Origin of the sequence: Streptomyces sp. Rer75 (assembly GCF_013414305.1) — a bacterium.
Lineage (GTDB): Bacteria > Actinomycetota > Actinomycetes > Streptomycetales > Streptomycetaceae > Streptomyces > Streptomyces himastatinicus.
On the sequence record NZ_CP058693.1, the window covers coordinates 7,295,764 to 7,322,307 of the forward strand.

General features: G+C 71.5%; 28 protein-coding genes. 24 read left to right on the plus strand and 4 right to left on the minus strand.

Annotated features, from left to right (window positions below):
- Positions 1-49 precede the first annotated feature (49 nt).
- Both HYQ63_RS31390 and HYQ63_RS31395 read left to right on the plus strand, forming a co-directional pair.
- Positions 50-1,192: a ferrochelatase gene (locus tag HYQ63_RS31390; RefSeq protein ID WP_179937175.1), complete on the plus strand. Its 1,143-nt coding sequence runs from the start codon at positions 50-52 to the stop codon at positions 1,190-1,192.
- A gap of 84 nt (positions 1,193-1,276) precedes the next feature.
- Complete coding sequence (locus tag HYQ63_RS31395) at positions 1,277-2,077, plus strand: inositol monophosphatase family protein (protein WP_179937176.1); 801 nt, start codon at positions 1,277-1,279, stop codon at positions 2,075-2,077.
- Between the two features lie 185 nt (positions 2,078-2,262).
- Here the strand turns inward: HYQ63_RS31395 and HYQ63_RS31400 are convergent, their stop codons facing one another.
- Positions 2,263-2,430, minus strand: a complete 168-nt coding sequence (locus HYQ63_RS31400; protein ID WP_179937177.1) for a hypothetical protein — start codon at positions 2,428-2,430, stop codon at positions 2,263-2,265.
- A gap of 312 nt (positions 2,431-2,742) precedes the next feature.
- Here HYQ63_RS31400 and HYQ63_RS31405 point away from each other — a divergent pair, with 312 nt between their 5' ends.
- The 4 genes from HYQ63_RS31405 to HYQ63_RS31420 all read left to right on the plus strand — a co-directional run bounded on the left by HYQ63_RS31405 (position 2,743) and on the right by HYQ63_RS31420 (position 6,168).
- The gene (locus tag HYQ63_RS31405; RefSeq protein WP_009714539.1) at positions 2,743-3,396 is read left to right on the plus strand and encodes a response regulator transcription factor; all 654 of its coding nucleotides are present in this window, start codon (positions 2,743-2,745) and stop codon (positions 3,394-3,396) included.
- 6 nt (positions 3,397-3,402) lie between these two features.
- Complete coding sequence (locus tag HYQ63_RS31410) at positions 3,403-4,638, plus strand: cell wall metabolism sensor histidine kinase WalK (RefSeq protein WP_179937178.1); 1,236 nt, start codon at positions 3,403-3,405, stop codon at positions 4,636-4,638.
- A 413-nt stretch (positions 4,639-5,051) separates the two neighbouring features.
- Positions 5,052-5,354 carry a DUF4193 domain-containing protein gene (locus HYQ63_RS31415; RefSeq protein WP_123101731.1) on the plus strand — a complete coding sequence of 101 codons (303 nt, stop codon included), beginning with the start codon at positions 5,052-5,054 and terminating at the stop codon, positions 5,352-5,354.
- A 19-nt stretch (positions 5,355-5,373) separates the two neighbouring features.
- The gene (locus HYQ63_RS31420; RefSeq protein WP_373689164.1) at positions 5,374-6,168 is read left to right on the plus strand and encodes a hypothetical protein; all 795 of its coding nucleotides are present in this window, start codon (positions 5,374-5,376) and stop codon (positions 6,166-6,168) included.
- Here the strand turns inward: HYQ63_RS31420 and HYQ63_RS31425 are convergent.
- Positions 6,165-6,617 (minus strand): DUF3093 domain-containing protein, encoded by a 453-nt coding sequence (locus HYQ63_RS31425; protein ID WP_179937179.1) that lies wholly within the window; start codon positions 6,615-6,617, stop codon positions 6,165-6,167. The genes HYQ63_RS31420 and HYQ63_RS31425 overlap by 4 nt on opposite strands.
- 59 nt (positions 6,618-6,676) lie before the next feature.
- Between HYQ63_RS31425 and HYQ63_RS31430 the strand changes: the two genes are divergently transcribed.
- From HYQ63_RS31430 to HYQ63_RS31485, 12 genes are all read left to right on the plus strand, one after another.
- Complete coding sequence (locus HYQ63_RS31430; RefSeq protein WP_179937180.1) at positions 6,677-7,258, plus strand: PaaI family thioesterase; 582 nt, start codon at positions 6,677-6,679, stop codon at positions 7,256-7,258.
- Positions 7,255-7,770, plus strand: a complete 516-nt coding sequence (dut, locus tag HYQ63_RS31435; RefSeq protein ID WP_179937181.1) for a dUTP diphosphatase — start codon at positions 7,255-7,257, stop codon at positions 7,768-7,770. Before HYQ63_RS31430 ends, dut begins: the two co-directional genes overlap by 4 nt.
- A 1-nt stretch (position 7,771) precedes the next feature.
- Positions 7,772-8,554 (plus strand): DUF3710 domain-containing protein, encoded by a 783-nt coding sequence (locus tag HYQ63_RS31440; protein ID WP_179937182.1) that lies wholly within the window; start codon positions 7,772-7,774, stop codon positions 8,552-8,554.
- A 215-nt stretch (positions 8,555-8,769) separates the two neighbouring features.
- A complete protein-coding gene (locus HYQ63_RS31445) occupies positions 8,770-9,645 on the plus strand; it encodes a hypothetical protein (RefSeq protein WP_179937183.1) in 876 nt (291 codons plus the stop codon).
- Positions 9,646-9,963: 318 nt separating this feature from the next.
- Entirely contained in the window at positions 9,964-10,053 is a 90-nt protein-coding gene (gene kdpF, locus HYQ63_RS31450; protein ID WP_037817630.1) for a K(+)-transporting ATPase subunit F, read from the plus strand.
- A 7-nt stretch (positions 10,054-10,060) separates the two neighbouring features.
- On the plus strand, positions 10,061-11,746 hold the full coding sequence (kdpA, locus tag HYQ63_RS31455) for a potassium-transporting ATPase subunit KdpA (RefSeq protein WP_179937184.1): 1,686 nt from the start codon (positions 10,061-10,063) through the stop codon (positions 11,744-11,746).
- The gene (gene kdpB / locus HYQ63_RS31460) at positions 11,743-13,851 is read left to right on the plus strand and encodes a potassium-transporting ATPase subunit KdpB (protein ID WP_179937185.1); all 2,109 of its coding nucleotides are present in this window, start codon (positions 11,743-11,745) and stop codon (positions 13,849-13,851) included. The genes kdpA and kdpB overlap by 4 nt, the downstream gene beginning before the upstream one ends.
- 9 nt (positions 13,852-13,860) lie before the next feature.
- Positions 13,861-14,517: a potassium-transporting ATPase subunit KdpC gene (kdpC, locus tag HYQ63_RS31465; protein WP_179937186.1), complete on the plus strand. Its 657-nt coding sequence runs from the start codon at positions 13,861-13,863 to the stop codon at positions 14,515-14,517.
- A 59-nt stretch (positions 14,518-14,576) separates the two neighbouring features.
- Positions 14,577-17,156: a sensor histidine kinase KdpD gene (locus tag HYQ63_RS31470; protein ID WP_179937187.1), complete on the plus strand. Its 2,580-nt coding sequence runs from the start codon at positions 14,577-14,579 to the stop codon at positions 17,154-17,156.
- Positions 17,153-17,836, plus strand: a complete 684-nt coding sequence (locus HYQ63_RS31475; protein WP_179937188.1) for a response regulator — start codon at positions 17,153-17,155, stop codon at positions 17,834-17,836. The genes HYQ63_RS31470 and HYQ63_RS31475 overlap by 4 nt, the downstream gene beginning before the upstream one ends.
- Positions 17,837-17,897: 61 nt before the next feature.
- Positions 17,898-18,308 (plus strand): OB-fold nucleic acid binding domain-containing protein, encoded by a 411-nt coding sequence (locus HYQ63_RS31480; RefSeq protein WP_179937189.1) that lies wholly within the window; start codon positions 17,898-17,900, stop codon positions 18,306-18,308.
- A gap of 3 nt (positions 18,309-18,311) precedes the next feature.
- Complete coding sequence (locus HYQ63_RS31485) at positions 18,312-19,148, plus strand: DUF3159 domain-containing protein (RefSeq protein ID WP_179937190.1); 837 nt, start codon at positions 18,312-18,314, stop codon at positions 19,146-19,148.
- A 78-nt stretch (positions 19,149-19,226) separates the two neighbouring features.
- Here the strand turns inward: HYQ63_RS31485 and HYQ63_RS31490 are convergent, their stop codons facing one another.
- Together HYQ63_RS31490 and HYQ63_RS31495 are read right to left on the minus strand one after the other, a co-directional pair.
- Positions 19,227-19,910: a TrkA family potassium uptake protein gene (locus HYQ63_RS31490; protein ID WP_179937191.1), complete on the minus strand. Its 684-nt coding sequence runs from the start codon at positions 19,908-19,910 to the stop codon at positions 19,227-19,229.
- Positions 19,907-20,575, minus strand: a complete 669-nt coding sequence (locus HYQ63_RS31495; RefSeq protein ID WP_009714521.1) for a TrkA family potassium uptake protein — start codon at positions 20,573-20,575, stop codon at positions 19,907-19,909. Before HYQ63_RS31495 ends, HYQ63_RS31490 begins: the two co-directional genes overlap by 4 nt.
- A gap of 483 nt (positions 20,576-21,058) precedes the next feature.
- Here HYQ63_RS31495 and HYQ63_RS31500 point away from each other — a divergent pair, with 483 nt between their 5' ends.
- The 6 genes from HYQ63_RS31500 (at position 21,059) to HYQ63_RS31520 (ending at position 26,525) form a co-directional block, all read left to right on the plus strand.
- Complete coding sequence (locus tag HYQ63_RS31500) at positions 21,059-22,552, plus strand: ATP-binding protein (protein WP_179937192.1); 1,494 nt, start codon at positions 21,059-21,061, stop codon at positions 22,550-22,552.
- The gene (locus tag HYQ63_RS31505) at positions 22,549-22,977 is read left to right on the plus strand and encodes a roadblock/LC7 domain-containing protein (RefSeq protein ID WP_123103938.1); all 429 of its coding nucleotides are present in this window, start codon (positions 22,549-22,551) and stop codon (positions 22,975-22,977) included. The genes HYQ63_RS31500 and HYQ63_RS31505 overlap by 4 nt, the downstream gene beginning before the upstream one ends.
- Entirely contained in the window at positions 22,974-23,330 is a 357-nt protein-coding gene (locus HYQ63_RS31510) for a DUF742 domain-containing protein (protein ID WP_179937193.1), read from the plus strand. Before HYQ63_RS31505 ends, HYQ63_RS31510 begins: the two co-directional genes overlap by 4 nt.
- On the plus strand, positions 23,308-23,904 hold the full coding sequence (locus HYQ63_RS31515; RefSeq protein WP_179937194.1) for an ATP/GTP-binding protein: 597 nt from the start codon (positions 23,308-23,310) through the stop codon (positions 23,902-23,904). The genes HYQ63_RS31510 and HYQ63_RS31515 overlap by 23 nt, the downstream gene beginning before the upstream one ends.
- Before the next feature lie 138 nt (positions 23,905-24,042).
- On the plus strand, positions 24,043-25,428 hold the full coding sequence (locus HYQ63_RS45030; RefSeq protein WP_373689221.1) for a cytochrome P450: 1,386 nt from the start codon (positions 24,043-24,045) through the stop codon (positions 25,426-25,428).
- Positions 25,410-26,525 (plus strand): cytochrome P450, encoded by a 1,116-nt coding sequence (locus HYQ63_RS31520; protein ID WP_257232267.1) that lies wholly within the window; start codon positions 25,410-25,412, stop codon positions 26,523-26,525. Before HYQ63_RS45030 ends, HYQ63_RS31520 begins: the two co-directional genes overlap by 19 nt.
- Positions 26,526-26,544 lie beyond the last annotated feature (19 nt).

Below are 26,544 nucleotides of genomic sequence, written 5' to 3' on the forward strand. Positions count from 1 at the left end.
GCGCAGGGGCATTTCCCGCCGGTCCAAGGCTGGTGGCAGGATCAGAACCATGCCGGAACAGCCACCGCAGCCATCCCCCGCCCCGTACGACGCCCTGCTGTTGCTCTCCTTCGGCGGGCCCGAGGGCCCGGACGACGTCGTGCCGTTCCTGGAGAACGTCACGCGGGGCCGGGGCATCCCGCGGGAGCGGCTCAAGGAGGTCGGGCAGCACTACTTCCTGTTCGGCGGCGTCAGCCCGATCAACGCCCAGAACCGCGAGCTGCTGCACGCGCTGCGCAAGGACTTCGCCGAGCACGGGCTGGACCTGCCGGTCTACTGGGGCAACCGCAACTGGGCCCCGTACCTGACCGACACCCTGCGCGAGATGGTCACCGACGGCCACCGCCGCATCGCGGTGCTCGCCACCAGCGCGTACGCCTCGTACTCGGGCTGCCGTCAGTACCGCGAGAACCTCGCGGACGCGCTCGCCGCCCTGGAGGACGAGGGGCTGCCGCTGCCGCGCGTGGACAAGCTGCGGCACTACTTCAACCACCCCGGCTTCGTCCGGCCCATGGTGGACGCGACGCTCGCCGCGCTCGCCGAGCTGCCCGAGGGGCTGCGGGCGGGCGCGCACCTCGCCTTCACCACCCACTCCATCCCGACCGCCGCCGCGGACACCTCCGGCCCGGTCCCGGACCACGGCGAGGGCGGTGCGTACGTCGCCCAGCACCTCGACGTCGCCCGGCTGATCGCTGAGGCGGTGCGGGGGGAGACCGGCGCCGTGCATCCCTGGCGGCTGGTCTACCAGTCCCGCAGCGGCGCCCCGCACATCCCCTGGCTGGAGCCGGACATCTGCGACCACCTGGAGGAGCTGCACGGCGAGGGGGCGCCCGCCGCCGTGATGGTCCCGATCGGCTTCGTCTCGGACCACATGGAGGTCAAGTACGACCTGGACACCGAGGCGGCCGCCAAGGCGGCCGACCTGGGCCTGCCGGTCGCCCGCGCCTCGACCGTGGGCGCCGATCCGCGGTTCGCGGCGGCGGTGCGCGATCTGCTGCTGGAGCGCGCGGCCACCGAGCGGTTCGCCGCAGGGGACGCCCCGGCGGCGCCCGAGCGCTGCGCGCTGGGCGCGCTGGGCCCGTCCCACGACCTCTGCCCGGTGGGCTGCTGCCCGGCCCGCTCGCCGCGACCGGCCGCCGCCGGGGCCGACTAGCCGGGGCCGACCAGGGGACCGTTCCGGCGGATCTCCAGGGCAGTCGCACACGCAGGACGCACGGGTAATCCACCAAGGAGCACGATGACCGACTCGCTCAACGCCGAACTGCTCGATCTGGCCCTGGAGGTCGCCCGCAGGGCCGGGGACCTGCTGCGCGACGGCCGCCCTGCCGACCTCGGCGTGGCCGCCACCAAGTCCAGCCCGATCGATGTCGTCACCGAGATGGACGTCGCCTCCGAGAAGCTGATCACCGACTTCCTCGCGCAGCACCGCCCGCAGGACGGCGTGCTGGGGGAGGAGGGCGCGAGCAGCGAGGGCAGCAGCGGTGTCCGCTGGGTGATCGACCCGATCGACGGCACGGTGAACTACCTCTACGGCCTCCCCTCCTGGGCGGTCAGCATCGCCGTGGAGCGGGACGGCGAGACGGTCGTCGGCGTGGTGGCGGCGCCGATGCGCGGCGAGACGTACCACGCGGTGCTCGGCCAGGGCGCGTACGTCGACGGGGAGCGGGTGCGGGTGCGCACCGCACCCCCCTTCGAGCAGGCGCTGATCGGCACCGGCTTCGGCTATGTGCGCGAGCGCCGCATCGGGCAGGCCAGGGTCCTCCACGAGCTGCTGCCCCAGGTGCGCGACATCCGGCGCGGCGGATCGGCCGCCATCGACCTGTGCGACGTGGCCTGCGGCCGGCTCAACGCGTACTACGAGCGCGGGCTCAACCCCTGGGACTACGCGGCCGGTGCCCTCATAGCCCGCGAGGCGGGCGCGCTGACCGGCGGACGGCCGGGTGTACCCGCCTCGACGGAGCTGACCATCGCCGCCGCCCCCGGCCTCTTCGAGCCGCTCCAGGCGCTGCTGGAGGACCTGGGCGCCTGGCACGACTGAGCCGGGTCGTACCACCCCAGGGCACGCGAAGCGCCCCGGTGCCAGGAGGGCACCGGGGCGCTTCGGCGTGGATTGTGCCGGTCGTGCTGGGCGGATCGGCGTACCGGAGCTGGATCGGTCTCCGTCACACCGGGCGATCAAACCGCCGAACGAAACCGGCGGCGCACTGGATCAAGCAGCCTGGATCAAGCGGCGCTTACTTCGACGCCGTGCTCGGCGGCCAGCCGACGGAGGTCTTCCAGCTCCGCCAGCTCCACGTCGGCGAGGAATTCGTCGCCCGTCTCACGGGCGCGGGTGAGGTCGGACTTGGTGGTCTCTATACGCTGCAGAATGCCTGCGGTGAACGCGTCCATGGTGCGCCCCCTCGTCGTGGGTCGGTGGCACGGGGGTGTGCCGACGGCGGGAGCGATCACGTACGTGAATCCCTGAGGGTGGCAGCGGCATCAATGGATAGCCACATACAGGGCGTGATCGCGGGGTGTGCAGTCGTCCTCCCCACCCCACTCGGAGGGGAAACCTCCGGCGCCAAAAGTTTCTTGATGATCTTGAAGTCGGCCACCCGGCACCTCTTACCGCCGGTTTATGAGACTTCGAGGCAGGATGGAGGCGCCGAACGCTGTGGAGCACGAGAGCTCGCACGCGGCCATGAGGGAAGGACGAACGACGTGCGTGTACTCGTCGTCGAGGACGAGCAACTGCTCGCCGACGCGGTGGCCACCGGACTGCGCCGGGAGGCCATGGCTGTCGACGTCGTGTATGACGGTGCCGCCGCCCTGGAGCGCATCGCCGTCAACGACTACGACGTCGTGGTCCTCGACCGTGACCTGCCGCTCGTCCACGGTGACGACGTGTGCCGCAAGATCGTCGAACTCGGCATGCCCACCCGCGTCCTGATGCTCACCGCCTCCGGTGATGTCAGCGACCGCGTCGAGGGGCTGGAGATCGGCGCCGACGACTACCTCCCCAAGCCGTTCGCATTCAGCGAGCTGATCGCCCGGGTGCGGGCGCTCGGCCGCCGCACCACCGTCGCCCTGCCGCCGGTCCTGGAGCGGGCCGGGATCAAGCTGGACCCGAACCGCCGCGAGGTGTTCCGGGACGGCAAGGAGATCCAGCTGGCGCCCAAGGAGTTCGCGGTGCTGGAGGTCCTGATGCGCAGCGAGGGCGCCGTCGTCTCCGCCGAGCAGCTGCTGGAGAAGGCCTGGGACGAGAACACCGACCCGTTCACCAACGTCGTCCGGGTGACCGTCATGACGCTGCGCCGCAAGCTCGGCGAGCCCGCCGTGATCGTCACCGTCCCCGGCTCGGGATACCGGATCTGACCGGGCATGGCCACGACTCCGCTTCCGCCGGCGGCACCGCCCAAGCCCAGCTGGGACCCGCAGCACACCTCGCCGCCCAACCCCTGGCTGCGCCCCACCATCCGGATACGGCTCACCCTGCTGTACGGCGGGATGTTCCTGATCGCTGGTGTGGTGCTGCTGACGATCATCTATCTGCTGGCGGCCGACGCCATCCGCCGGGGCAGCGAGTTCCCGCTCCAGATCGTGCGGATCGACTACAAGCCCTCCGACACCTGCCATCTGCCCAGCCAGGGCAACAACGACGCGTTCAACCGGGCGGTGGCCCAGTGCATGCAGCAGCAGCGCGACTACGCCCTGGACGGGCTGCTGCGCCGCTCGCTGCTGGCGCTGCTGGGGCTGGCCGTGGTCGCGTTCGCGTTCGGCTACGCCATGGCCGGGCGGGTGCTGTCGCCGCTGGGCCGCATCACCCGTACGGCGCGTCAGGTGGCGGGCTCGGACCTGTCCCGCCGGATCGAGCTGGACGGGCCGGACGACGAGCTGAAGGAGCTGGCGGACACCTTCGACGAGATGCTGGAACGGCTGGACCGGGCGTTCACCGCCCAGCAGCGGTTCGTCGCCAACGCCTCGCACGAGCTGCGCACCCCGCTGGCGATCAACCGCACCCTGCTGGAGGTGCAGTTGTCCGATCCACAGGCGCCCCCGGAGCTGGTCCAGCTCGGCAAGACGCTGCTGGCCACCAACGAGCGCAGCGAGCAGCTGGTGGAGGGTCTGCTGCTGCTGGCCCGCAGCGACAACGAGATCGTGGACCGCAAGCCGGTGGATCTCGCCGAGGTGGCCTCCCAGGCCCTCGAACAGGTCCGGGCCGAGGCCCAGGCCAAGGGCGTGGAGATCCGCGGCGAGCGGGCGGCCGCGGTGGTCCAGGGCAACGGGGTGCTGCTGGAACGCATCGCGCTGAACCTGGTACAGAACGCCGTGCGCTACAACATCCCGGACCACGGCTGGGTGGAGGTGACCACCGAGGTGCGGCAGGGGCAGGCGCTGCTGGTCGTCGCGAACACCGGACCGGTGATCCCGGCGTACGAGATGGACGCCATCTTCGAGCCCTTCCGCAGGCTCCGCACCGAGCGCACCGGCAGCGACAAGGGCGTGGGCCTCGGGCTGTCGATCGCCCGCTCGGTCGCGCGCGCCCACGGCGGCCGGATCGCGGCCGAGCCGCGGGAGGGCGGTGGCCTGGTGATGCGGGTGGTGCTCCCGGTCTGAGCGCGGAACGGCGGAACGACGAAAGGGGGAGTACCCTCGTGGGGTGTTCGCTTTGGGCGGAATTTTCGTGATCCGCCCGCCGCCTGTATCGTGTGTGATCGATCACATGGGCGATTTTCAAGCCATACACTCTGCGTGATCGTGCCGGTTGCCGGAAAGCCGTAAAAATCCGGGTTTTCAGGCACCGTGATCACGGGAAGTACACGTCATGGCGCGCGAGAGTGCGACATTCGGACCGTGTACGGTCCCGATGGCCATCCAACCCGATCACCTCTTCAGGGGTGCGGTTGGGTGTCGATTGAGTAACAGACCTTGATGTGAGGCAAAATCTCCGCCTCAGGTCGGGCACAAGTCCGGCCTCTCACGCGTTACGAGCGCTGAGACACCGCAGACACCCAGAGGGGGAGAGCGACATGGCAACGGATTACGACACCCCACGCAAGACCGACGATGACGTCAACGAGGACAGCATCGAGGAACTCAAGGCCCGGCGGAACGACAAGTCGGCGTCCACCGTCGACGTCGACGAGTTCGAGCAGGCCGAGGGCCTGGAGCTGCCCGGTGCGGACCTCTCCAACGAGGAGCTGTCCGTGCGGGTGCTGCCTCGCCAGGCCGACGAGTTCACCTGCATGACCTGCTTCCTCGTGCACCACCGCAGCCAGCTGGCCGCCGAGACCAAGAACGGCCAGCCGATCTGCCGCGACTGCGCGGCCTGAGCCGCAGGCCAGGCCAGTCGTGGACGCGGAGCACGGCGGCGTGGACGGGGCACATGTCGAGCGAGGCCGGGCGGCCTCGCTCGCGGCCGCCCTCGGCCGCGGCGTCCGGCAGGGCGGTGACCGTGCCCGGGCGGGGGTGTACGCGGTCGCCGACCGGATCGTGGCGAACGCACCGCGTATTCCGGTCCGCGACCTCGCGACGCTCCGCAAGCAGTTCCCCGGGCTCGGCCCGGAAGAGATCGCGGACAAGCTGGTGGCGGGTGCGGCGAACGGCACCTCCACCGTGGGCGCGGGCGTCGGTGCCGCGGCGATGCTGCCGGCCCCGCCCGCCATGCCCACCGAGCTGGCCGCCGAGATCGTCGGCGTGGCGTCCATAGAGTTCAAGCTCATCGCCGAGCTGCACGAGGTCTACGGGCTGCGGGCGCCCGGGACCGTGCGGCAGCGGGCCACCGTCTACCTCAGCTCATGGGCCGAGGAGCGCGGTATCGACCCGACCGTCCCCGGCAGCGTCAACGCCGCGCTGAACGTCCGGATGAAGCGCGAGCTGCGCCAGCAGGTGCTGAGACGGAGCTTCCGGAACCTGCCGGTCCTTGCGCCCTTCATGGTCGGCGCGGCCGTCGGCGCCTCGATGAACCGGCGCGACACCAAGAGACTCGCGCGCAAGATCCGCAAGGATCTGCGCGACCGCCAGGTGCCCTGGGAAGCCCTCCCCCCGTCCCCGGGTGCCCCCGGTGAGCCGCCCGGCGCCCCGGGCGAGCTGCCGCCCCCACAGCCCCCGCAGCCCCCGTGGCAGGGCCCTCGGGACGCTCCCTAGGCCGTCTCGGCGCTTACGGCCGTCAGCGCCGCGGCCAGACCCTCGGGGTCCCGGGTGGAGACGTACACGTACGGCGTGGGGTCCTGCGGATCGGTGACCTCGACCCGCAGCGCGGTCGGGATGTAGCTCCGCAGCAGCATGAAGGCCCGCGGATCGGCCTTGTGGCTCCGCCAGGCGGCCGCCTCGTCGGCGTCCAGCACCTCGGCGGTCCCGAGGGCCGACACCGGGATCCTGGCCTCTCCCGCGACCAGGGAGCCCGCCACCACCCGCACCCGGGCCGAGCCGTACGAACTCACCGCGACACAGGCCAGCGCCGCGCCTCCGATCAGGCCGCCGAGCATCGGCAGGGCGCCGAAGGGCAGCATGATCAACGCCGTGGCGAACCCGATCAGAATCGCGATGAACCACCATGAACGGGGCGCGGTGAGACGTTCGTCGTAAGGCTGCATGCGTATCAGCTTGGCATGGCCGCCTGCCGGGGCATCTGTCGCGGGTAAGGTCAGCCGTTGTGAGTGGAAGAACGACAGTGCTGAAGCCGCCGGAAGGCGCCACGGCACCCGTGCGCCACCCCGACGCGCCCGCGCCCGGGGAGCTCCTCGGCGCGCACTACGACCAGTGCTTCGGCTGCGGCGAGCAGAGCGGGGGCTTGCGCCTGCGGGTGCGGGCGGGCGAGGGCGTCGGCCTCACGGCCGAGTTCACCGTGGACGCCGCCCACCAGGGCGCTCCCGGCCTGGCCCACGGCGGGGTGCTGACCGCGGCGCTGGACGAGACGCTCGGGGCGCTCAACTGGCTCCAGCGCGTGATCGCGGTGACCGGGCGGCTGGAGACGGACTTCGTCCGGCCGGTGCCCGTCGGCACCGTGCTGCACCTGGAGGCACGGGTGACCGCCGTGCACGGCCGCAAGATCTACTGTGCGGCCACGGGCCGCATCGGGGGTCCCGAGGGGCCCGTCGCGGTGCGCGCGCAGGCCCTCTTCATAGAGGTGCAGGTCGACCACTTCATCAAGAACGGCCGGTCGGAGGAGATCAACGCGGCGCTCGCCGACCCGGATCAGGTGAAGGTCGCGCGCGCATTCGAGGTGAATCCGTGACTCCCGTACCGGTGGACGTGTTGATCCGCAGGGTGGACCCCCAGGTGCCGATCCCGGGGTATGCCCACCCGGGGGACGCCGGTGCCGATCTCGTCACCACCGAGGCCGCGGAGCTGGCCCCGGGGGAGCGTGCGGTTCTGCCCACCGGAGTGTCTATCGCGCTCCCGGAGGGGTATGCCGCCTTCGTGCATCCGAGGTCCGGACTCGCCGCCCGCTGCGGGGTCGCCATGGTGAATGCCCCGGGGACCATCGATGCCGGGTACCGTGGAGAGATCAAGGTGATCGTGGTCAACCTCGACCCGCGCGAGAGGGTGCGGTTCGAGCGCTACGACCGGGTCGCCCAGATGGTCGTCCAGCAGGTCGAGAAGGTGCGCTTCCAGGAGGTGGCGGAGCTTCCCGAGTCGGCGCGGGCCGAAGGGGGCTTCGGGTCCACCGGCGGTCATGCCGCCGTGGGCGGCACAACGGGTGGGAATGGATACGCTTCGGTCGGTTCCGACCGGGAAGGACGATGACGTGTTCGGACGTCGCCGCAAGCGCAGCGAGGAGGACGTCGAGTCGCTCGACGTGACCTCCGAGGAGTTGGCCGAGGACGCGGAGGATGCGGCGGGCCTCGTCGACGAGGGCGACGAGGAGGCTCCCAGGGTGAGCCTGCCCCCCGCGCCGCGTCCCGACGGCCCGTGGGACGTGTCCGAGGTGCGGGAGCCCGGCGAGGGCCGGGTGGACCTCGGCGGCATGTTCGTGCCCGGTGTCGAGGGCATGGAGCTGCGGGTGGAGGTCGCGGGGGACGCGATCGTGGCCGCGACCGTGGTGCTGCGGGACAGTGCCGTGCAGTTGCAGGCGTTCGCCGCGCCCAAGAAGGAAGGCATCTGGGGCGAGGTGCGGGACGAGATCGCCACCGGCATCACCCAGCAGGGCGGTGTGGTGGACGAGGTCGAGGGGCCGCTCGGCTGGGAGCTGCGGGCCCAGGTGCCGGTGCAGCTGCCGGACGGCAAGAACGGCGTCCAGGTGGTGCGCTTCATCGGCGTCGACGGGCCGCGCTGGTTCCTGCGCGGAGTGATCTCCGGGCAGGGCGCCGTGCAGCCCGAGACCGGCAGCCTGCTGGAGGCGATCTTCCAGGACACCGTCGTGGTGCGCGGTGAGGGCCCGATGGCCCCGCGCGACCCGATCGTGCTCAAGCTGCCGAACGACGCGCAGATGGTGCCCGACGGCGTGCAGCAGGAGGAGGCGCAGGGCTCGCGGTTCGCGGGCGGCGCCGACCGGCTCCAGCGCGGTCCGGAGATCACCGAGGTGCGCTGACCGCAGGCCGCTGAGCCGCGCCGCGTACGTATGACCAGGTCCGAAGGGGCCCGGGGAGTCTCCCCGGGCCCCTTCGACTTTTTTCTGTGAATCGTTGAACACCCGTGCCACCCGGGGCGTACTGATGGGCGAGAGACCCCCGGCGCGCCCGCGGCAGTGGGAGAGCGGACGCGACGGGTTCATCCCCTGTCCGACCTCAACGAGGTGAGTGATCAATGTCCCGAGGCCTTCCGTTACTCCACCGTCGGCGGATCGTCGTCGCCGGTGTGATCGGCGGTATTACCTGTGCGTCCGTCGCGGTGGGAGCCGCCATGGCGGGTCAGGACGACAGCAGCAGCGATGCGAAGGCGTCGGTCAAGGCCGCGTCCTCCATTAGCTGCCCCGCCGTGGAGGGTTCCCTTCCGGAGATCCCCGCGGAGGCCAAGGCGGAGGTGGACCGTAACCTCGCGCTTCTGGACACGCAGCTCGCCGAGGCGAACAAGCGGCTGAGCACCAGCCAGGGCGAGGGCGGCCCGAACTTCGTGCAGAACGCGATCCTCGGTCCGCTGGCGGACAAGCGGAAGTCGACCCTCGACCGCATCGCGATCTCCATCGGGCGCCGGGCCGAGAAGCCGACGGGTCTGGACGCGCTCGCCGAGTGCACGCTGTCCGGCGGCGACGCCGGGGCGGGGGCCGGGGCGAGCCCGACGGCCGCCGCGAGCGGCGCGGCCTCGGCCGACCCCGCCGCGGAGGAGTCCGGTGCCGACGCGGGCGCCGGTGCGGACGAGGGCGCGGACGCGGGCGCCGGTTCCGGCGAGACGATCAGCTGCCCGGACGTCGCCGGTGAGATCGGCGACGTGCCGGCCGCCGCCCAGGCGGAGGTTGACCGTAACCTCGCGCTCCTGGACACCCAGCTCAGCGAGGCCAACAAGAGACTTTCGACCTCCGCGGGCGAAGGCGGCCCGAACTTCGTGCAGAACGCGATCCTGGGCCCGCTGGAGGACAAGCGGAAGTCCACGATCGACCGCATCAAGATCTCATTCTCCCGCCAGGGCTCGACCGCCCCCTCCGGTCTTGACGCTCTGGCGGGCTGCTCGCTCGCATCCGGCTGAGTCCCCGGCGTAAGGCTCGGCTGATGTGAGCGTTCTACCGGTGGGCCGTACTTTTCTCTGCGGAGTACGGCCCACCGGCTATTTCCTGTGCGCGGGTTCGTGTGCGCGGGCCCCGGCGTCAGGGAGGCGTCAAGACGCCGCCCGGCGCCGTAAGGGAGCCGTCAACGGCGGGCTCACGCGCTCCCCGCAGGGGTTTCCTCAAGAGGACAGCACTCCACCGATCCTCTAGGAGCCCACGATGGCCGATCTGGCCTTCGTCGTCGCCACGCTCGCGGTCTTCGCGCTGGTGGCCCTCGTCGCCAAAGGGGTGACGAAGCTGTGACCGCCGAGAACGTCGTCGGTCTGGTCGTGGCCGTCGCGCTGTTGGGCTATCTGGTCCTCGCCCTCCTCTTCCCCGAGAGGTTCTGAGGGCGACATGAGTTCCGAACTTTCCGCGGTGCTCCAGCTCGCCGCGCTCATCGGCGCGCTCGCCCTGGTGTACCGGCCGCTCGGCGACTACATGGCCGCCGTGTACCGCTCCGACAGGCATCTGCGGGCAGAGCGGTGGATCTACCGCTGCGTCGGGGCCGACCCCGACACCGCGATGCGCTGGCCCGCGTATCTCCGCGGAGTGCTCGCCTTCTCCGGCGTCGGCGTCCTGTTCCTGTACCTGCTCCAGCGCGTCCAGGGCGGTCTGCCGCTCTCGCTCGGCTTCTCCTCGATCACCCCGGCGCAGGCGTTCAACACCGCCGCGTCCTTCGTCTCCAACACCAACTGGCAGTCCTACGCGGGCGAGCAGGCCATGGGTCATGTCGTCCAGACGGCCGGGCTCGCGGTGCAGAACTTCCTGTCCGCCGCCGTCGGCATCGCGGTGGCCATCGCCCTCGTCCGGGGCTTCGCCCGCTCCCGCACCGGCGAACTGGGCAACTTCTGGGCCGATCTGGTGCGCACGGTCGTCCGCGTCCTGATCCCGCTGTCGGTGATCGCGGCGGTCGTGCTGGTCGCGTGCGGTGCGATCCAGAACTTCGCGGGCATCCACGAGGTCGGGCAGCTCACCGGCGGCAGCCGGCAGATGAACGGCGGCGCGGTCGCCTCGCAGGAGGCCATCAAGGAGATCGGCACCAACGGCGGCGGCTTCTTCAACGCCAACTCCGCCTTCCCGTTCGAGAACCCCAACGCCTTCACCAACCTCTTCGAGATCTTCCTGATCCTGGTCATCCCGTTCGCGCTCACCCGCACCTTCGGCGTGCTCGTCGGGAACGTCCGGCAGGGGTACGCGATCCTCGCCGCCATGGGCCTGATCTGGCTCGGCTTCACGGCGCTGATGATGTGGACCGAGTTCCACCACGGCGGTCCGGCGCTCCAGGCGGCGGGCGGCGCGATGGAGGGCAAGGAGCAGCGCTTCGGCGTCGGCGCGTCCTCGATCTTCGCGACGAGTACGACGCTGACCTCCACCGGTGCGGTGGACGCCATGCACTCCTCGCTCACCGGCTTCGGCGGCGGCATCGCGCTGCTGGGCATGATGCTCGGCGAGATCGCCCCCGGCGGGGTGGGCTCCGGCCTCTACGGCATGCTGGTCATGGCCGTGATCGCGGTCTTCATCGCGGGGCTCATGGTCGGCCGGACGCCCGAGTACCTGGGCAAGAAGATCGGCTCCCGCGAGATCAAGCTCGCGGCCTGCTACATCCTCGTCACCCCGACCCTGGCGCTCGGCTTCACCGCCCTGTCGATGGTGCTGTCCACCCCGCCCGACTCGATCCTCAACACCGCGGGGAACGCGACCGGCCACAGCGGGGCGCACGGCTTCTCCGAGGTGCTGTACGCCTACACCTCCGGCGCCAACAACAACGGCTCCGCCTTCGCGGGGCTCAATGCCAACACCGACTGGTACAACACCACGATCGGCCTGGCGATGCTGCTCGGCCGCTTCCTGCCGATGGTCTTCATCCTGGCGCTGGCCGGTTCGCTCGCCGAGCAGAAGCCCGTCCCCGAGACGGTAGGCACCCTGCGCACCGAGAAGCCGCTCTTCGCGGGGCTGCTGGTCGGCGCGATCGTCATCGTCACCGGTCTCACCTACTTCCCGGCCCTGGCCCTTGGCCCGATGGCGGAGGGACTCTCATGAGCACCACCACCCCCGTACGCCCCGCCTCCGACGGGACGAGCCCGCACCGGCACGACCCGGACGGCGGCCGGGTCTCCGGCGGCCTCTTCGACCCGAGGCAGCTGCTCACCTCGCTGCCGGACGCCTTCCGCAAGCTCGATCCGCGGGTGATGGCGAAGTCCCCGGTGATGTTCGTGGTGGAGATCGGCTCGGTGCTCACCACCGTGCTGGCCGCCACCGATCCGGGCGACTGGTTCGGCTGGGCGATCACGGCCTGGCTCTGGCTGACGGTGCTCTTCGCGAATCTCGCCGAGGCCGTCGCCGAGGGCCGGGGCAAGGCCCAGGCCGACACGCTGCGCAAGGCCAAGACCGACACCGAGGCCCGGCGGCTCGCCGACGGCGGCGAGGAGCGGGTCCCCGGCACCGCGCTGCGCGTCGGCGACCTGGTGGTCTGCGAGGCGGGCGACGTCATCCCGGGCGACGGGGACGTCGTCGAGGGCGTGGCGTCCGTCGACGAGTCCGCCATCACCGGCGAGTCGGCGCCGGTGATCCGCGAGTCCGGCGGCGACCGGTGTGCGGTCACCGGGGGGACGAAGGTGCTCTCCGACCGCATCGTCATCAAGATCACGACGAAGCCCGGTGAGACCTTCATCGATCGGATGATCAACCTGGTCGAGGGCGCGGCCCGGCAGAAGACCCCGAACGAGATCGCGCTCAACATCCTGCTCGCCTCGCTCACCATCGTCTTCCTGCTCGCCGTCGTCACCCTCCAGCCGTTCGCGATCCACGCGGGCGCCGAGCAGACGATGATCGTGCTCACCGCGCTGCTGGTCTGTCTCATCCCCACCACCATCGGCGCGCTGCTCTCCGCGATCGGCATCGCGGGCATGGACCGGCTGGTGCAGCGGAACGTCCTCGCCATGTCCGGCCGCGCGGTCGAGGCGGCGGGCGACGTGTCGACGCTGCTGCTCGACAAGACCGGAACGATCACGCTCGGCAACCGGCAGGCCGCCGAGTTCGTCCCGGTGAACGGCGCGACCGAGGAGGAGCTGGCGGACGCCGCCCAGCTGTCCTCGCTCGCCGACGAGACGCCCGAGGGCCGCTCGATCGTCGTCCTCGCCAAGGAGGCGTACGGTCTGCGGGCCCGCCACGAGGGCGAACTGGGCCACGCCGCCTTCGTACCCTTCACCGCGCAGACCCGGATGTCCGGCGTCGACGTGGACGGCACCCGGGTCCGCAAGGGCGCGGCCGGAGCCATCGTCGACTGGGTCCGCGAACGGGGCGGCCAGGTCTCGGACGACGCCCAGGAGAAGGTCGACGCGATCTCCGCGGCGGGCGGTACCCCGCTGCTGGTGGCCGTCGACGACCCCCGGGGCGCGCGCGTGCTGGGCGTCATCCACCTCAAGGACGTCGTCAAGGAGGGCATGCGGGAACGGTTCGACGAGCTGCGCCGGATGGGCATCAAGACCGTGATGATCACCGGCGACAACCCGCTGACCGCAAAGGCCATCGCCGACGAGGCGGGCGTGGACGACTTCCTGGCGGAGGCCACGCCCGAGGACAAGATGGCGCTCATCAAGCGCGAGCAGGCGGGCGGCAAGCTGGTCGCGATGACCGGCGACGGCACCAACGACGCCCCGGCGCTCGCCCAGGCCGACGTCGGCGTGGCCATGAACACCGGCACCTCGGCCGCCAAGGAGGCCGGGAACATGGTCGACCTGGACTCCAACCCGACCAAGCTCATCGAGGTCGTGGAGATCGGCAAACAGCTGCTGATCACCCGCGGCGCGCTGACCACCTTCTCGATCGCCAACGACGTCGCGAAGTACTTCGCGATCATCCCGGCGATGTTCGCGGGCGTGGCGGGCTACCAGGGCTTGGACGCGCTCAACATCATGCGGCTGGCCTCGGCCCAGTCGGCGATCCTGTCCGCGGTCGTCTTCAACGCGCTCGTCATCGTCGCGCTGGTGCCGCTCGCCCTCAAGGGCGTGCGCTACCGCCCGATGAGCGCGGACCGGATGCTCCGCCGCAACCTCGCCCTCTACGGACTGGGCGGGCTCATCGCCCCGTTCGTCGGCATCAAACTCATCGACCTCCTCATCTCCCTCATACCGGGCATCGGGTGACGTAAAGACATGACCCTCCGACACGGCACAGCACGCTCCACCGCCCGGCTGGCGGGCGCCGCACTGCGCGCCCTGCTCGCCCTCACGGTGCTCTGCGGGGTGCTCTATCCGCTCGCCGTCACCGGCATCGCGCAAGCCGCCTTCCCCCACCAGGCGAACGGCTCCGAGGTGCGGGCGGACGGCCGGACCGCGGGCTCCGCGCTCATCGGCCAGACGTACACCCTCGACCGGAAGGACAAGGACGGGAACCCGCTGCCGGACCCGAAGTACTTCCAGCCCCGCCCCTCGGCGGCGGGCACCAACACCGTCAACACCCAGTACAAGCTCCTGGTCTCCGGCGGGTCCAACCTCGCCGCCGACAGCACGGTGCTGAGCGGGCAGATCAAGGACCGCCGCGCGCAGATCGCCGCCTTCAACGGGGTCGCGCCCGGCGCCGTGCCCCCGGACGCGGTCACCGCCTCCGGCTCCGGCGTCGACCCGGACGTCTCGCCCGCGTACGCCACCCTCCAGGTGACCCGCGTGGCACGGGCCAACGGGCTGCCCCGCGCCGAGGTCGCCCGGCTGGTCGAGGACCACACCGACGGCCGCGCCCTGGGCTTCCTCGGCGAGCCGCACGTCAATGTGCTGGAGCTGAACATCGCGCTCCGCACGCTCGCCCGGCGCTGACACCGGCGAACGGGAAAGCGGCGAGCAGGGAAAACCCAGCGAACGGGGAAAATAGGCTCATGGGACGCGGCAAACTCCGGATCTACCTCGGCGCGGCGCCGGGCGTCGGCAAGACCTACGCGATGCTGTCCGAGGGGCACCGGCGGGTCGAGCGGGGCACGGACCTCGTGGTCGGCTTCGTGGAGCACCACGGCCGCCGCCGCACCGAGGTGATGATGGCCGGTCTGGAGGAGGTGCCGCGCCGGGAGCTGGAGTACCGGGGCGCCGCCTTCACCGAGATGGACGTGGACGCGGTGCTCGCCCGCCGCCCCGGCGTCGCGCTCGTCGACGAGCTGGCCCACACCAACGTCCCCGGCTCCCGCAACACCAAGCGCTGGCAGGACGTCGAGGAGCTGCTGAAGGCCGGGATCGACGTCGTCTCCACCGTCAACATCCAGCACCTGGAGTCGCTGGGGGACGTGGTCGAGTCGATAACGGGCGTACGGCAGCGGGAGACCGTGCCCGACGAGGTGGTGCGCCGCGCCGACCAGATCGAGCTGGTCGACATGTCGCCCCAGGCGCTGCGCCGCCGCATGGCGCACGGCAACATCTACGCGCCCGACAAGGTCGACGCCGCGCTGTCCAACTACTTCCGGCCCGGGAACCTCACCGCGCTGCGCGAGCTGGCCCTGCTGTGGACCGCCGACCGGGTCGACGAGTACCTCCAGCAGTACCGCGACGAGCACAGCATCCGCTCCACCTGGCAGGCGCGCGAGCGCATCGTCGTCGGGCTCACCGGCGGCCCCGAGGGGCGCACGCTCATCCGGCGCGCCTCCCGGATGGCGGCCAAGGGCTCCGGCAGCGAGATCCTGGCCGTCTACATCGCCCGCAGCGACGGCCTCACCTCGGCCTCCCCGAAGGAGCTGGCGGTCCAGCGCACCCTGGTCGAGGACCTGGGCGGCACCTTCCACCACGTCATTGGGGAGGACATCCCGGCCGCGCTGCTGGAGTTCGCGCGCGGCGTCAACGCCACCCAGATCGTGCTCGGCTCCAGCCGCCGCAAGGCGTGGCAGTACGTCTTCGGGCCGGGGGTGGGCGCGACCGTCGCCCGGGACTCCGGGCCCGACCTGGACGTGCACATCGTCACCCACGACGAGGTCGCCAAGGGGCGCGGCCTGCCGGTCGCGCGCGGCGCCCGGCTCGGCCGCTCCCGGCTGATCGCGGGCTGGCTGGTGGGGGTCGCCGGGCCCGCCCTGCTCACCCTGGGGCTCACCGGCACGGGCGCCACGCTCACCGCGGACGCCGGTCCCGGCTTCGCCAACGAGGTGCTGCTGTTCCTCTTCCTCAACGTGCTGGCGGCCCTGCTGGGCGGGATGCTGCCCGCCCTCGCCTCGGCGGCCGTCGGATCGCTGCTGCTCAACTACTACTTCACCCCGCCCACCCACACGCTGACCATCGCCGACCCCGAGAACCTCGTCGCCATAGTGATCTTCCTGGCGGTGGCGGTCAGCGTCGCCTCCGTCGTCGACCTGGCCGCGCGCCGCACCCACCAGGCCGCCCGGCTGCGCGCCGAGTCCGAGGTGCTGTCGTTCCTCGCGGGCAGCGTGCTGCGCGGCGAGACCAGCCTGGAGGCGCTGCTGGAGCGGGTCCGCGAGACCTTCGGCATGGACACGGTGGCCCTGCTGGAGCGGGAGAGCGACGTCGCGCCCTGGACCCGCGCGGGAAGCGTCGGCGGCACCGCGGGCGTGCCGCCGCCGGAGCGGCCCGAGGACGCGGACGTGGACATGCCGGTCGGCGACCACATGGCGCTCGCGCTGTCCGGCCGGGTGCTGCCCGCCGAGGACCGCCGCGTGCTTGCCGCCTTCGCCGCCCAGGCCGCCGTCGTACTGGACCGGCAGCGGCTGATGGGGGAGGCGGAGCGGGCCCGCGAGCTGGCCGAGGGCAATCGCATCCGTACCGCGCTGCTCGCCGCCGTCAGCCATGACCTGCGCACCCCTCTCGCGGCCATCAAGGCGGCCGTGTCGTCCCTGCGCGCGGACGACGTGGCCTGGTCCGCCGAGGACGAGGCCGAGCTGCTGGAGGGCATCGAGGACGGCGCCGACCGCCTCGACCACCTGGTCGGCAATCTGCTCGACATGTCCCGGCTCCAGACCGGCACCGTCGCCCCGCTCATCCGGGAGATCGACCTGGACGAGGTGGTGCCGATGGCGCTCGTCGGCGTCCCGGAGAGCGACGTCACCCTGGAGATCCCCGAGGACCTGCCGATGGTCGAGGTCGACCCCGGGCTGCTGGAGCGCAGCGTCGCCAACATCGTCGAGAACGCGGTGAAGTACAGCCCGCGGGACCGGCCCGTGCTGGTGTCCGCGAGCGCCCTGGGCGAGCGGGTCGAACTGCGCGTCGCCGACCGTGGCCCCGGCGTGCCGGACGCCGCGAAGGACCGTATCTTCGAACCCTTCCAGCGGTACGGGGACGCCCCGCGAGGCGCCGGGGTCGGCCTCGGCCTCGCCGTCGCCCGCGGCTTCGTGGAGGCGATGGGCGGATCGCTGGCCGCCGAGGACACCCCCGGAGGCGGGATGACCATGGTGCTGACCCTGCGGGCCGCCTCCGGGCCCCTGAGGGACGGCGCACGCGGCACAACGGAAAGGCAGGCCGTCAGATGAACCGGGTGCTCGTGGTGGACGACGAGCCGCAGATCGTACGCGCCCTCGTGATCAACCTGAAGGCGCGCAAGTACGAGGTCGACGCCGCCGGGGACGGTGCGACCGCCCTGAAGCTCGCCGCCACCCGCCACCCCGATGTGGTCGTGCTCGACCTGGGCCTGCCCGACATGGACGGCGTGGAAGTGATCAAGGGGCTGCGGGGCTGGACCCGGGTCCCGATCCTGGTGCTCTCGGCCCGCCAGACCTCCGACGAGAAGGTCGAGGCCCTGGACGCCGGGGCCGACGACTACGTCACCAAGCCCTTCGGCATGGACGAGCTGCTGGCCCGGCTGCGCGCCGCGGTCCGCCGAGCCGAGCCCTCCGGTCCTTCGGACGCCGCGGTGGTCGTCGAGACCGACGGGTTCAGCGTCGACCTGGCCGCCAAGAAGGCGCACCGCGACGGCCGCGACGTCCGGCTGACGCCCACCGAATGGCATCTGCTGGAGGTGCTGGTGCGCAACGAGGGCCGCCTCGTCAGCCAGAAGCAGCTGCTCCAGGAGGTCTGGGGGCCCTCGTACGGCACCGAGACCAACTACCTGCGGGTCTACATGGCGCAGTTGCGCCGCAAGCTGGAGAACGACCCCTCGCACCCGCGGCACTTCATTACGGAGCCGGGCATGGGGTACCGCTTCGAACGGTGAGTCACGGGCGGGGATGCGGCGGCGCCGGGATTCGGCGGGGGCGCACCGGTACGCTGGCCGTATGAGTTCCGTACCCCAGCCCCCCGGGAAGCGTGACAAGCCGGTTGGCCGCTTCCGGCGGATGATCGACCGGCTGTCGAGCTCCCAGGAGGAGCTGCACTCCGCCGAGCTCCAGCAGGACGCGGAGGAGGCGGGCTGCACCAAGATCGGCGACTGCGGCGACCGTCAGATCGTCAAGGTGACGGGTACACTGCGCACGGTCACGCTGCGGCCGCGGGCCGGAGTGCCCGCGCTGGAGGCAGAGCTCTTCGACGGGACTGCCGCCCTCGACGTGGTGTGGCTGGGCCGCCGCTCCATCATCGGCATAGAACCGGGCCGCAAGCTGATCGCCACCGGCCGGATCTCCATGAGCCACGGGCGCCGGGTGCTGTTCAATCCGAAGTACGAACTCCGACCGCTCGGACAGGAGTAGCCGGTGACGTCTGACGACAAGACGACCCCGACCGATCATCAGGATGCCGCCGCCGGCGCACAGAGCAGGGCGGCGGCGGACACCGCGCTCCTGGAGGCGTTCGGCGGGGTGCGGGGCATGGTGGACACCACCGTCCCCGGGCTGGTCTTCGTCCTGCTGTACACGATCAAGCGCGACATCCACCTGGCCGCGATCGGCGCGCTCGGTCTGACCGTGCTGCTCGCGCTGGCCCGGCTGGTGCGCAAGGAGACGCTGAAGCACGCCTTCAGCGGGGTCTTCGGGGTCGCGTTCGGCGCGATCTTCGCGATGATGTCCGGCGACGCCAAGAACTTCTACCTGCCGGGCATGCTCTACACGCTCGGCCTGGCCGTCGCGTACGTCCTCTCGGCGATCTTCCGCTATCCGCTGATCGGCGTGCTGCTCGGACCGATGCTCAAGGAGAACCTCTCCTGGCGCACCCGCAACCCCGGCCGGTTCCGCGCCTACACACGGGCCACCTGGGCGTGGGGGCTGATCCTGCTCGCCAAGTCGGCGATCCTCTTCCCGCTCTACTGGTGGGGTGACGTCACCCAGCTCGGCTGGGTGAAGGTGGCGCTCGGCATTCCGCCGTTCCTGCTGTGCGTCTACCTGACGTGGATCTTCCTCGCCAAGGCCCCGCCGCCGATCGACGTGATCGCCGAGATGGAGGCCGAGGAGAAGGCGGAGCGGGAGCGCGAGCGCGCGAAGCGGGAGGCCGAGCAGGCCGAGCGGATCGCCGACCCGATGCTTTCGGAGTGGACCGACCAGATCGTGAACGAGGCCCGCACCGAGTCGGCCGACCGGCGCCCGCCCCGGCACTGAGCACCGACCGGCACCACGAAGGCCCCGGGCTCCCGCACAGGGAACCCGGGGCCTTCCGCGTGGCTCTGAGGCCCTGCCCTAAACCTGGCCCGCGGCGTCCTGACGCTGCACGGACAGCAGCTGCTCCAGCTGCTCCTCGCGCGCCTGGGCCGCGACGAACAGCAGCTCGTCGCCCGCCTCCAGGACGTCGTCGTTGTTCGGGGTCAGCACCCGGGTGCCCCGGATGATGGTGACCAGTGTGGTGTCCTCCGGCCACTCCACGTCGCCGACCCGGGTGCCGACCAGGGCGGCCTCCGGCGGCAGCGTCAGCTCCACCAGGTTGGCGTCGCCGTGGCTGAAGCGCAGCAGCCGCACCAGATCGCCGACGCTCACCGCCTCCTCGACCAGCGCCGACATCAGCCGCGGCGTGGAGACGGCGACGTCGACGCCCCACGCCTCGTTGAACAGCCACTCGTTCTTGGGGTTGTTCACCCGCGCGACCACCCGCGGCACCGCGTACTCGGTCTTCGCGAGCAGGGACACGACCAGGTTGACCTTGTCGTCACCGGTGGCCGCGATGACCACGTTGCAGCGCTGGAGCGCCGCCTCGTCCAGCGAGGTGATCTCGCACGCGTCGGCCAGCAGCCATTCGGCCTGCGGCACCCGCTCCACCGAGATGGCGGTCGGTGCCTTGTCGATGAGGAGGACCTCGTGCCCGTTCTCCAGCAGCTCGCCCGCGATGGAGCGCCCCACGGCGCCCGCTCCGGCAATGGCAACCCTCATCGGGCTCCCTCCTCAGGCCCCTCGTCGAAGGAGGCTTCGACCTTCTCGACCTCATCGGTGCGCATCATCACATGCACCAGGTCGCCTTCCTGTAGGACCGTCTGCGAGGTGGGCAGCATCGCCTCGCCGAGCCGGGTCAGGAACGCGACCCGCACCCCGGTCTCCTCCTGGAGCTTGCTGACCTTGTGCCCCACCCACGCGGGGGAGGTGTGCACCTCGGCGAGCTGCACCCCGCCGCTGGGGTCCCGCCACAGCGGCTCGGCGCCGGACGGCAGCAGCCGCCGCAGCATCTGGTCGGCGGTCCACCGCACGGTGGCCACGGTCGGGATGCCCAGGCGCTGGTAGACCTCGGCGCGGCGCGGGTCGTAGATCCGGGCCGCGACGTTCTCCACGCCGAACATCTCGCGGGCCACCCGGGCCGCGATGATGTTGGAGTTGTCGCCGCTGCTGACCGCGGCGAAGGCCCCGGCCTCCTCGATGCCCGCCTCGCGGAGCGTGTCCTGGTCGAATCCGACCCCTGTCACCCGGCGGCCGCCGAAGCCCGCGCCGAGGCGGCGGAAGGCGGTGGGGTCCTGGTCGACGACCGCGACCGTGTGTCCCTGTTGCTCCAGGGTCTGGGCGAGCGCCGCGCCCACCCGGCCACAGCCCATGATCACGATATGCATGCGTCTTACCCCGCACTCCTGATGACCGTGCTGACCTGCGCAAACACCCTGCTCACATCTTCCTTCCAGGACCTACGGGGCGACAGCGGGGCGAAGGGCCCCGATGCCGGTGCCGCACGGCGACGGAGGTCGTCCGCCACGGCGTCTGTTCCCACCGTATCCATACCCATGGGACGATTCCCCGCCCGAGTGCACCGGGCGGGAGGAAACGTGGTGCGCGGGCGGTCCGGCGGCTACGGTGTGGGGGCGGGCGCGGATGACCGCCGCCGGGGGGTGTGCTCCCTCATCTTTGCCCGATATCCAGGATCTTCACTGAACCCTTACGGGAATTGGCAATAGAGTCCCGTGAGTTCGAACTTTGTTACGGCCGTCGGACACTCGGTCACGGCGTGGCTAAGATGATCGCCGTATTCCGTTTTCGGACGGGACATCAGGGCACTGAATCGTTCCTTCCGCGCCCGCGTTCTCTGCACGAGGTTCCTGATGACAGATCACATGACGGAGGCGGTGAGCTGGTGCCTGGCCGTCGTCCTTCTGGTCGTGTCGGTGCTTCTGATACGCCAGCGCCGGATCACCGCCGGAGTGCGCAGGCGTAACGCCACGCTCGAGGACAATGTGCGCGCCCGCGACGAGGAAGTGCAGCATCTGGTCGAGGTCCGCCTCCCGGCGATCGCGGACGCGCTGAGCCAGCCCACCCCGCTTCCCGGGCTGCGGGACGAAAAGCTGGCCGGGACCGCCTACGCGCAGAGCCTGCACGCGGTCATGGAGCACTTCGCACGCGCGGTGGACAAGGCGCAGTCGCGGGCCGACGCCTCCGCCAAGGCCGCGCTCAAGGCGTCGATGCGCGCTCTCCAGGGCCTCGCCAACGAACAGCAGGTGTCGATCTCGGAGATGCAGGAGCGGCACGACAACCCCGACGTGCTGCGCGACCTCCTGGAGATCGACCACGCCAACGCGCAGTTCGGCCGGCGCGCCCAGGCCATCGCCGTGCTGTGCGGCTCCTGGCCCGGCCGTCAGCGCACCGCCTCCCCGATGACCGACGTCGTCCGGGGCGCCAAGTCACGCATCCGCGACTACCGGCGGGTCCAGGTGCACGCCCTGATCGACATCGGCGTGGTGAGCCGCGCGGTGGAGCCCGTGGTGCTCGCGGTCGCCGAGCTGCTGGACAACGCCGCCCGGCACTCCCAGCCCAACACCAACGTCGAGGTCAGCCTCCAGCCCGTGCACAACGGCGCCTGCATCGTGATCGACGACGCCGGGGTCGGCATGGACGGCCTGGAGGTCCAGCGGGCCGCCGGGCTGCTGTCCGGCCAGCGCGCCGTCGACGTCTCGCGGCTGGGCGACCCGCCGCAGTTCGGCTTCGCCGTGGTGGGCCTGCTCGCCGCCCGGTACGGCTTCAGCGTCTCGGTGGACACCCGGTCCCCGTACGGCGGTGTGCGCGCCGTCCTGTTCCTCCCCAGCGCGCTGCTCACCCACGTCGACGCGGACGCGCCCGCCGCTCCGGCGGCCCATGACCCGTACGAGGCCGAGGCCGCCGCCCCGCTGCGTACCCTCCCGTCCCGCCCGACCCGCCGCCGGGCCGCGCCCCAGGCCCCCGCCGAGGCCCAGGCCCCCGCCGAGGCCCAGGCGCCCGCACAGGCCCCCGTACCGGCCCAGGAGCCCGCTCCGGCACCGGCCCAGCCCGCGGCCCCGGCCCACGCGCCCGCGGACGACGAGGCGACGCGCGTGTACGGGGAGACCGCGGGCGGTCTGCCCAAGCGCCGCCGCCGGCAGCCCACGGCCGCCCCACCCGTGGACGGGCCCACCGCGTCCGGGCCGCGGTCCGGCGCCCCCGAAACCGACACGGGGTCGCACCGTGTCCGCTCGGCCGAAGAGACCGCCAAGCGCATGGGCGCGTTCGCGCGCGGTACGCGCTCCGGCCGTGGCGTCACACAGGATGCCGCCCCTCACACCGAAGAAGGGAACCGCCAGGCATGAACGACCACATGAACAACGAGCTGGGCTGGATGCTCGACGAGGTGGTCAAGATGCCGGAGGCACGGCACGCGATCCTGCTCTCCGCGGACGGGATGCTGCGGGCGCACTCCGCGGGCATCGCGCGGGACGAGGCCGAACGCCAGGCCGCGGCGCTCTCCGGGCTCCAGTCGATCAGCCGCAGCACCTCCGAGTTCTGCGACCGAGAGGAGACGCCCTGGCAGCAGACGCTGGTCGAGTTCGTGGGCGGCTACGTCTTCCTGATCGCCGCCGGCCCCGGCGCGTACCTGGCCGTCTCGGCCACCGAGCACGTGGACATGGAGGCCGTCAGCTACCGGATGCAGAAGCTGGTCGACCGGCTGGGCAAGGAACTGACCAGCCCGCCGCGGCAGGGCGCGGCCTGGCAGGGGATCGGCAGCCCCGCATGAGTCCGGGCAGGCGCGAACGAGGACTGGTACGGCCGTATGTCGTGACCGACGGCCGTGCCTACCCGAGCCGCAACACCTTCGACCTGGTGACCCTGGTCATGGCCCACCCCGACCGGCCGCTCGCCGGGCTCAGCCCGGAGAAGCGGGGGGTCATGGACCTCTGCCTCGGCGGCGCGCTGTCGGTCGCCGAGGTCGCCGGGTATCTGGAGCTGCCGGTGAGCGTCACCAAGGTCTTGCTGGGCGATCTGGTCGACAGCGGGCACATCAGCACCCGGGCCCCCATCCCGAAGGCCGAACTCCCCGAGACCCAGCTCCTCCAGGAGGTGCTCGATGGACTCCGCGCTCGCCTCTGACCGGGGCGCGGTCTATCTGCCCCAGACCGTACGGACCGCGGCCAAGCTGCTGGTCGTCGGGCACTTCGCGGTCGGCAAGACGACCTTCGTGGGCTCGCTGTCCGAAATCCGCCCGCTGCGCACCGAGGAGACGATGACTCAGGCCGGTGCGCTCATCGACGACCTCGCCGGCATCGAGGAGAAGACGACCACCACGGTCGCCATGGACTTCGGCCGGCTCACCCTCAGCGAGTCCCTGGTCCTGTACCTCTTCGGCGCGCCCGGACAGCAGCGCTTCACCCGGATGTGGAAGGACATGACGCACGGCGCGCTGGGCGCTCTGGTGCTCGCCGACACCCGTCGGCTGGAGCAGTCCTTCCCGGTGATGGCCGTCCTGGAGGAGCAGGGCCTGCCGTACGCCGTCGCCGTCAACCACTTCGAGGGCGCGCCCCGCTTCGCCGAGACGGAGGTCCGGGAGGCGCTCGATCTGCTGCCGGAGACCCCGCTGGTCACCTGTGACGCCAGGGACCGGATCTCCTCCACCCACGCCCTGATCGCCCTCGTCCAGTATTTGCAGGCCCGGCACACCAGCTAGTTCGTCCCAGGAGAATGTGTGACCCACCGTCCAGACCTCGAGGCCGTCACCGGAACCGCACCACCGCCGGGCTGCCCCGCGCACCAAGGCGGTGCGGCCGGTTCCGCCGGTCCCCTGGGGCATGGCGCCCGGGTGCCGATGTACGGCGCCGACTTCGCCGCCGATCCGCACGGGTTCTACGCGCGGATGCGGGCCGCGGGGCCCATCACCCCGGTGGAACTCGCCCCGGGCGTCGACGCGTATCTGGTCACCGGCTACTCCACGGCGCTGGAGGTCCTGCGCGACACCGAGCGGTTCGCCAAGGACCCGCGCAACTGGGCCGCCCTCAACGAGGGCCGGCTTCCGGAAGACAGCCCCGTGCTGCCGATGATGATGTTCCGGCCCAACGCCCTGTTCACCGACGGCGAGCAGCACGCCCGCTACCGCGGGGCGATCACCGACAGCCTCAGCCGGGTGGACTCGCACGCGCTGAGCGACTACGTGGAGCGCAGCGCGGACACCCTCATCGACTCCTTCGTGGAGCGGGGCGAGGCCGAGCTGCTGAGCGAGTACGCGGGGATCATCCCGCTGATGGTGTTCAACCGGCTCTTCGGCGCCCCTCCGGAGCAGAGCAGCGAACTGATCCGGATCCTCACCATCCTGTTCGACGCGAACAGCGCCGAAGCGGGGCAGGCCAACGAGGACCTGTCGCGCTACATGGCGGACCTCGTCGACGCCAAGCGGCAGAAGCCCGGCGCCGACGTCACCTCCTGGATGATCGCCCACCCCTCGCGGCTGGCCGACGACGAGCTGATGCAGCAGATCGCCCTGCTGATGGCGGCCGGTACCGAACCCCAGGTGAACCTGATCGCCAACGCGCTGCGGCTGCTGCTGTCGGACGACCGGTTCGCCGGTGAGCTGTCCGGGGGCAGCCTGCCCGTCCAGGACGCCCTGGACGAGGTGCTGTGGGCCGATCCGCCGCTGGCCAACTTCGGCACCCGGTTCGCCCGCTACGATGTCGAGATGGGCGGCGTACGGCTGCGCAAGGGCGACGCGGTGCTCACCAGCTACGCCGCGGCCAACACCGACCCCGAGCTGACCTCCCAGGGCCGCGCCGGCAACCGGGCCCACCTCGCCTGGAGCGTGGGCGCCCACCGCTGCCCCGCCGAGGGCCCCGCCCGGGTCATCGCCTCCGTCGCCATCGAAAGGCTCCTCGACCGCCTCCCCGACATGCAACTCGCGGTGTCGTCCGACCAGTTGACCTGGCGCCCCGGCCCCTTCAACCGGGCCCTGGCGTCGCTGCCCGTGCGGTTCCCCGTCCTGACGAAGCCGACCCCCGGACCCGCCTCCATGCCGCCCGCCGCGGCCGTGCCCGCGCAACGACAGCCCGCCGAGTCCCAGGGAGGCACCCAGTGGTCCACGAGTCCCGTCCCCTCGTCCTCGACCCCACCGGCAGCGATATCCACGCCGAAGCCGAGCGCGTCCGAGGCCAGGGGCCCGCGACGCCTGTGGAGCTTCCTGGGGGCTTGGTGGCGTGGGCAATAAGCCGCCAGAGCCTGCTCAAGAAGCTCCTGACCGACCCGCGGGTGTCCAAGAACCCGCGCCTGCACTGGCGGGCCTGGAACGAGGGTGAGGTCCCGTCCGACTGGCCGCTGATCGCCTGGGTGGCCGTGCAGAACATGTTCACGGCCTACGGCGCCGACCACCGCAGGCTGCGCACCCTGGTCTCCAAGGCGTTCACCGCGCGGCGCACCGCCGCCCTGCGGCCGCGCATCGAGGAGATCTGCGCCGACCTGCTGGACCGGCTGGCGGCCACCCCGCCGGGCCGGCCGGTCGATCTGCGTGACGGGTACGCGTACCCGCTGCCGCTGCGGGTGATCTACGAGCTGTTCGGGCTCACCGACGAGGGGCTGCGCGCGCGGATGAGCGCGTTCGCCGACAGCTCCTTCCGCACCACCACCTCGCCGGAGGAGGTCGCGGCCGCCTCCGCCGAGATGGACGCCATCATGGAGGCGCTCGTGGCCTCCAAGCGCGAGCGGCCCGGCGACGACCTGACCAGCGGCCTGATCGCCGTGCGCAGCGAGGAGGACTCGCCGCTGAGCGAGCGTGAGCTGTGCGACACCCTCGCGCTGATGCTCACCGCCGGGCACGAGACCACGGTCAACCTCCTGGACAACGCCGTCCACGCGCTCCTCACCCACCCCGAGCAGCTGGCCCATGTGCGCGAGGGCCGGGCCTCGTGGGAGGACGTGATCGAGGAGACACTGCGGCACTCCGCCCCGGTCGCCAACCTGCCGCTGCGCTACGCCGTCGAGGACATTGAGCTGGAGGACGGGGTGGTGCTGCGCAAGGGCGACGCGATCCTCGCCGCGTACGCGGCCGCCGGACGCGACCCCGAGATCCACGGCGAGGACGCCGCCGCCTTCGACGTCACCCGGCAGATCAAGAGCCATCTCGCCTTCGGCCACGGTGTCCATCTGTGCGTCGGCGCACCGCTGGCCCGGCTGGAGGCCGCGATCGCGCTCCCGGCCCTTTTCGACCGCTTCCCTCGACTCTCGCTAGCGTCCGGGCAGGACGCGCTGGAGCCGGTGGAGTCCTTCATTTCCAACGGCCACCGCGCCCTGCCGGTGCGGCTGTCCTGACCGCCGTGCGGCCCGCCCG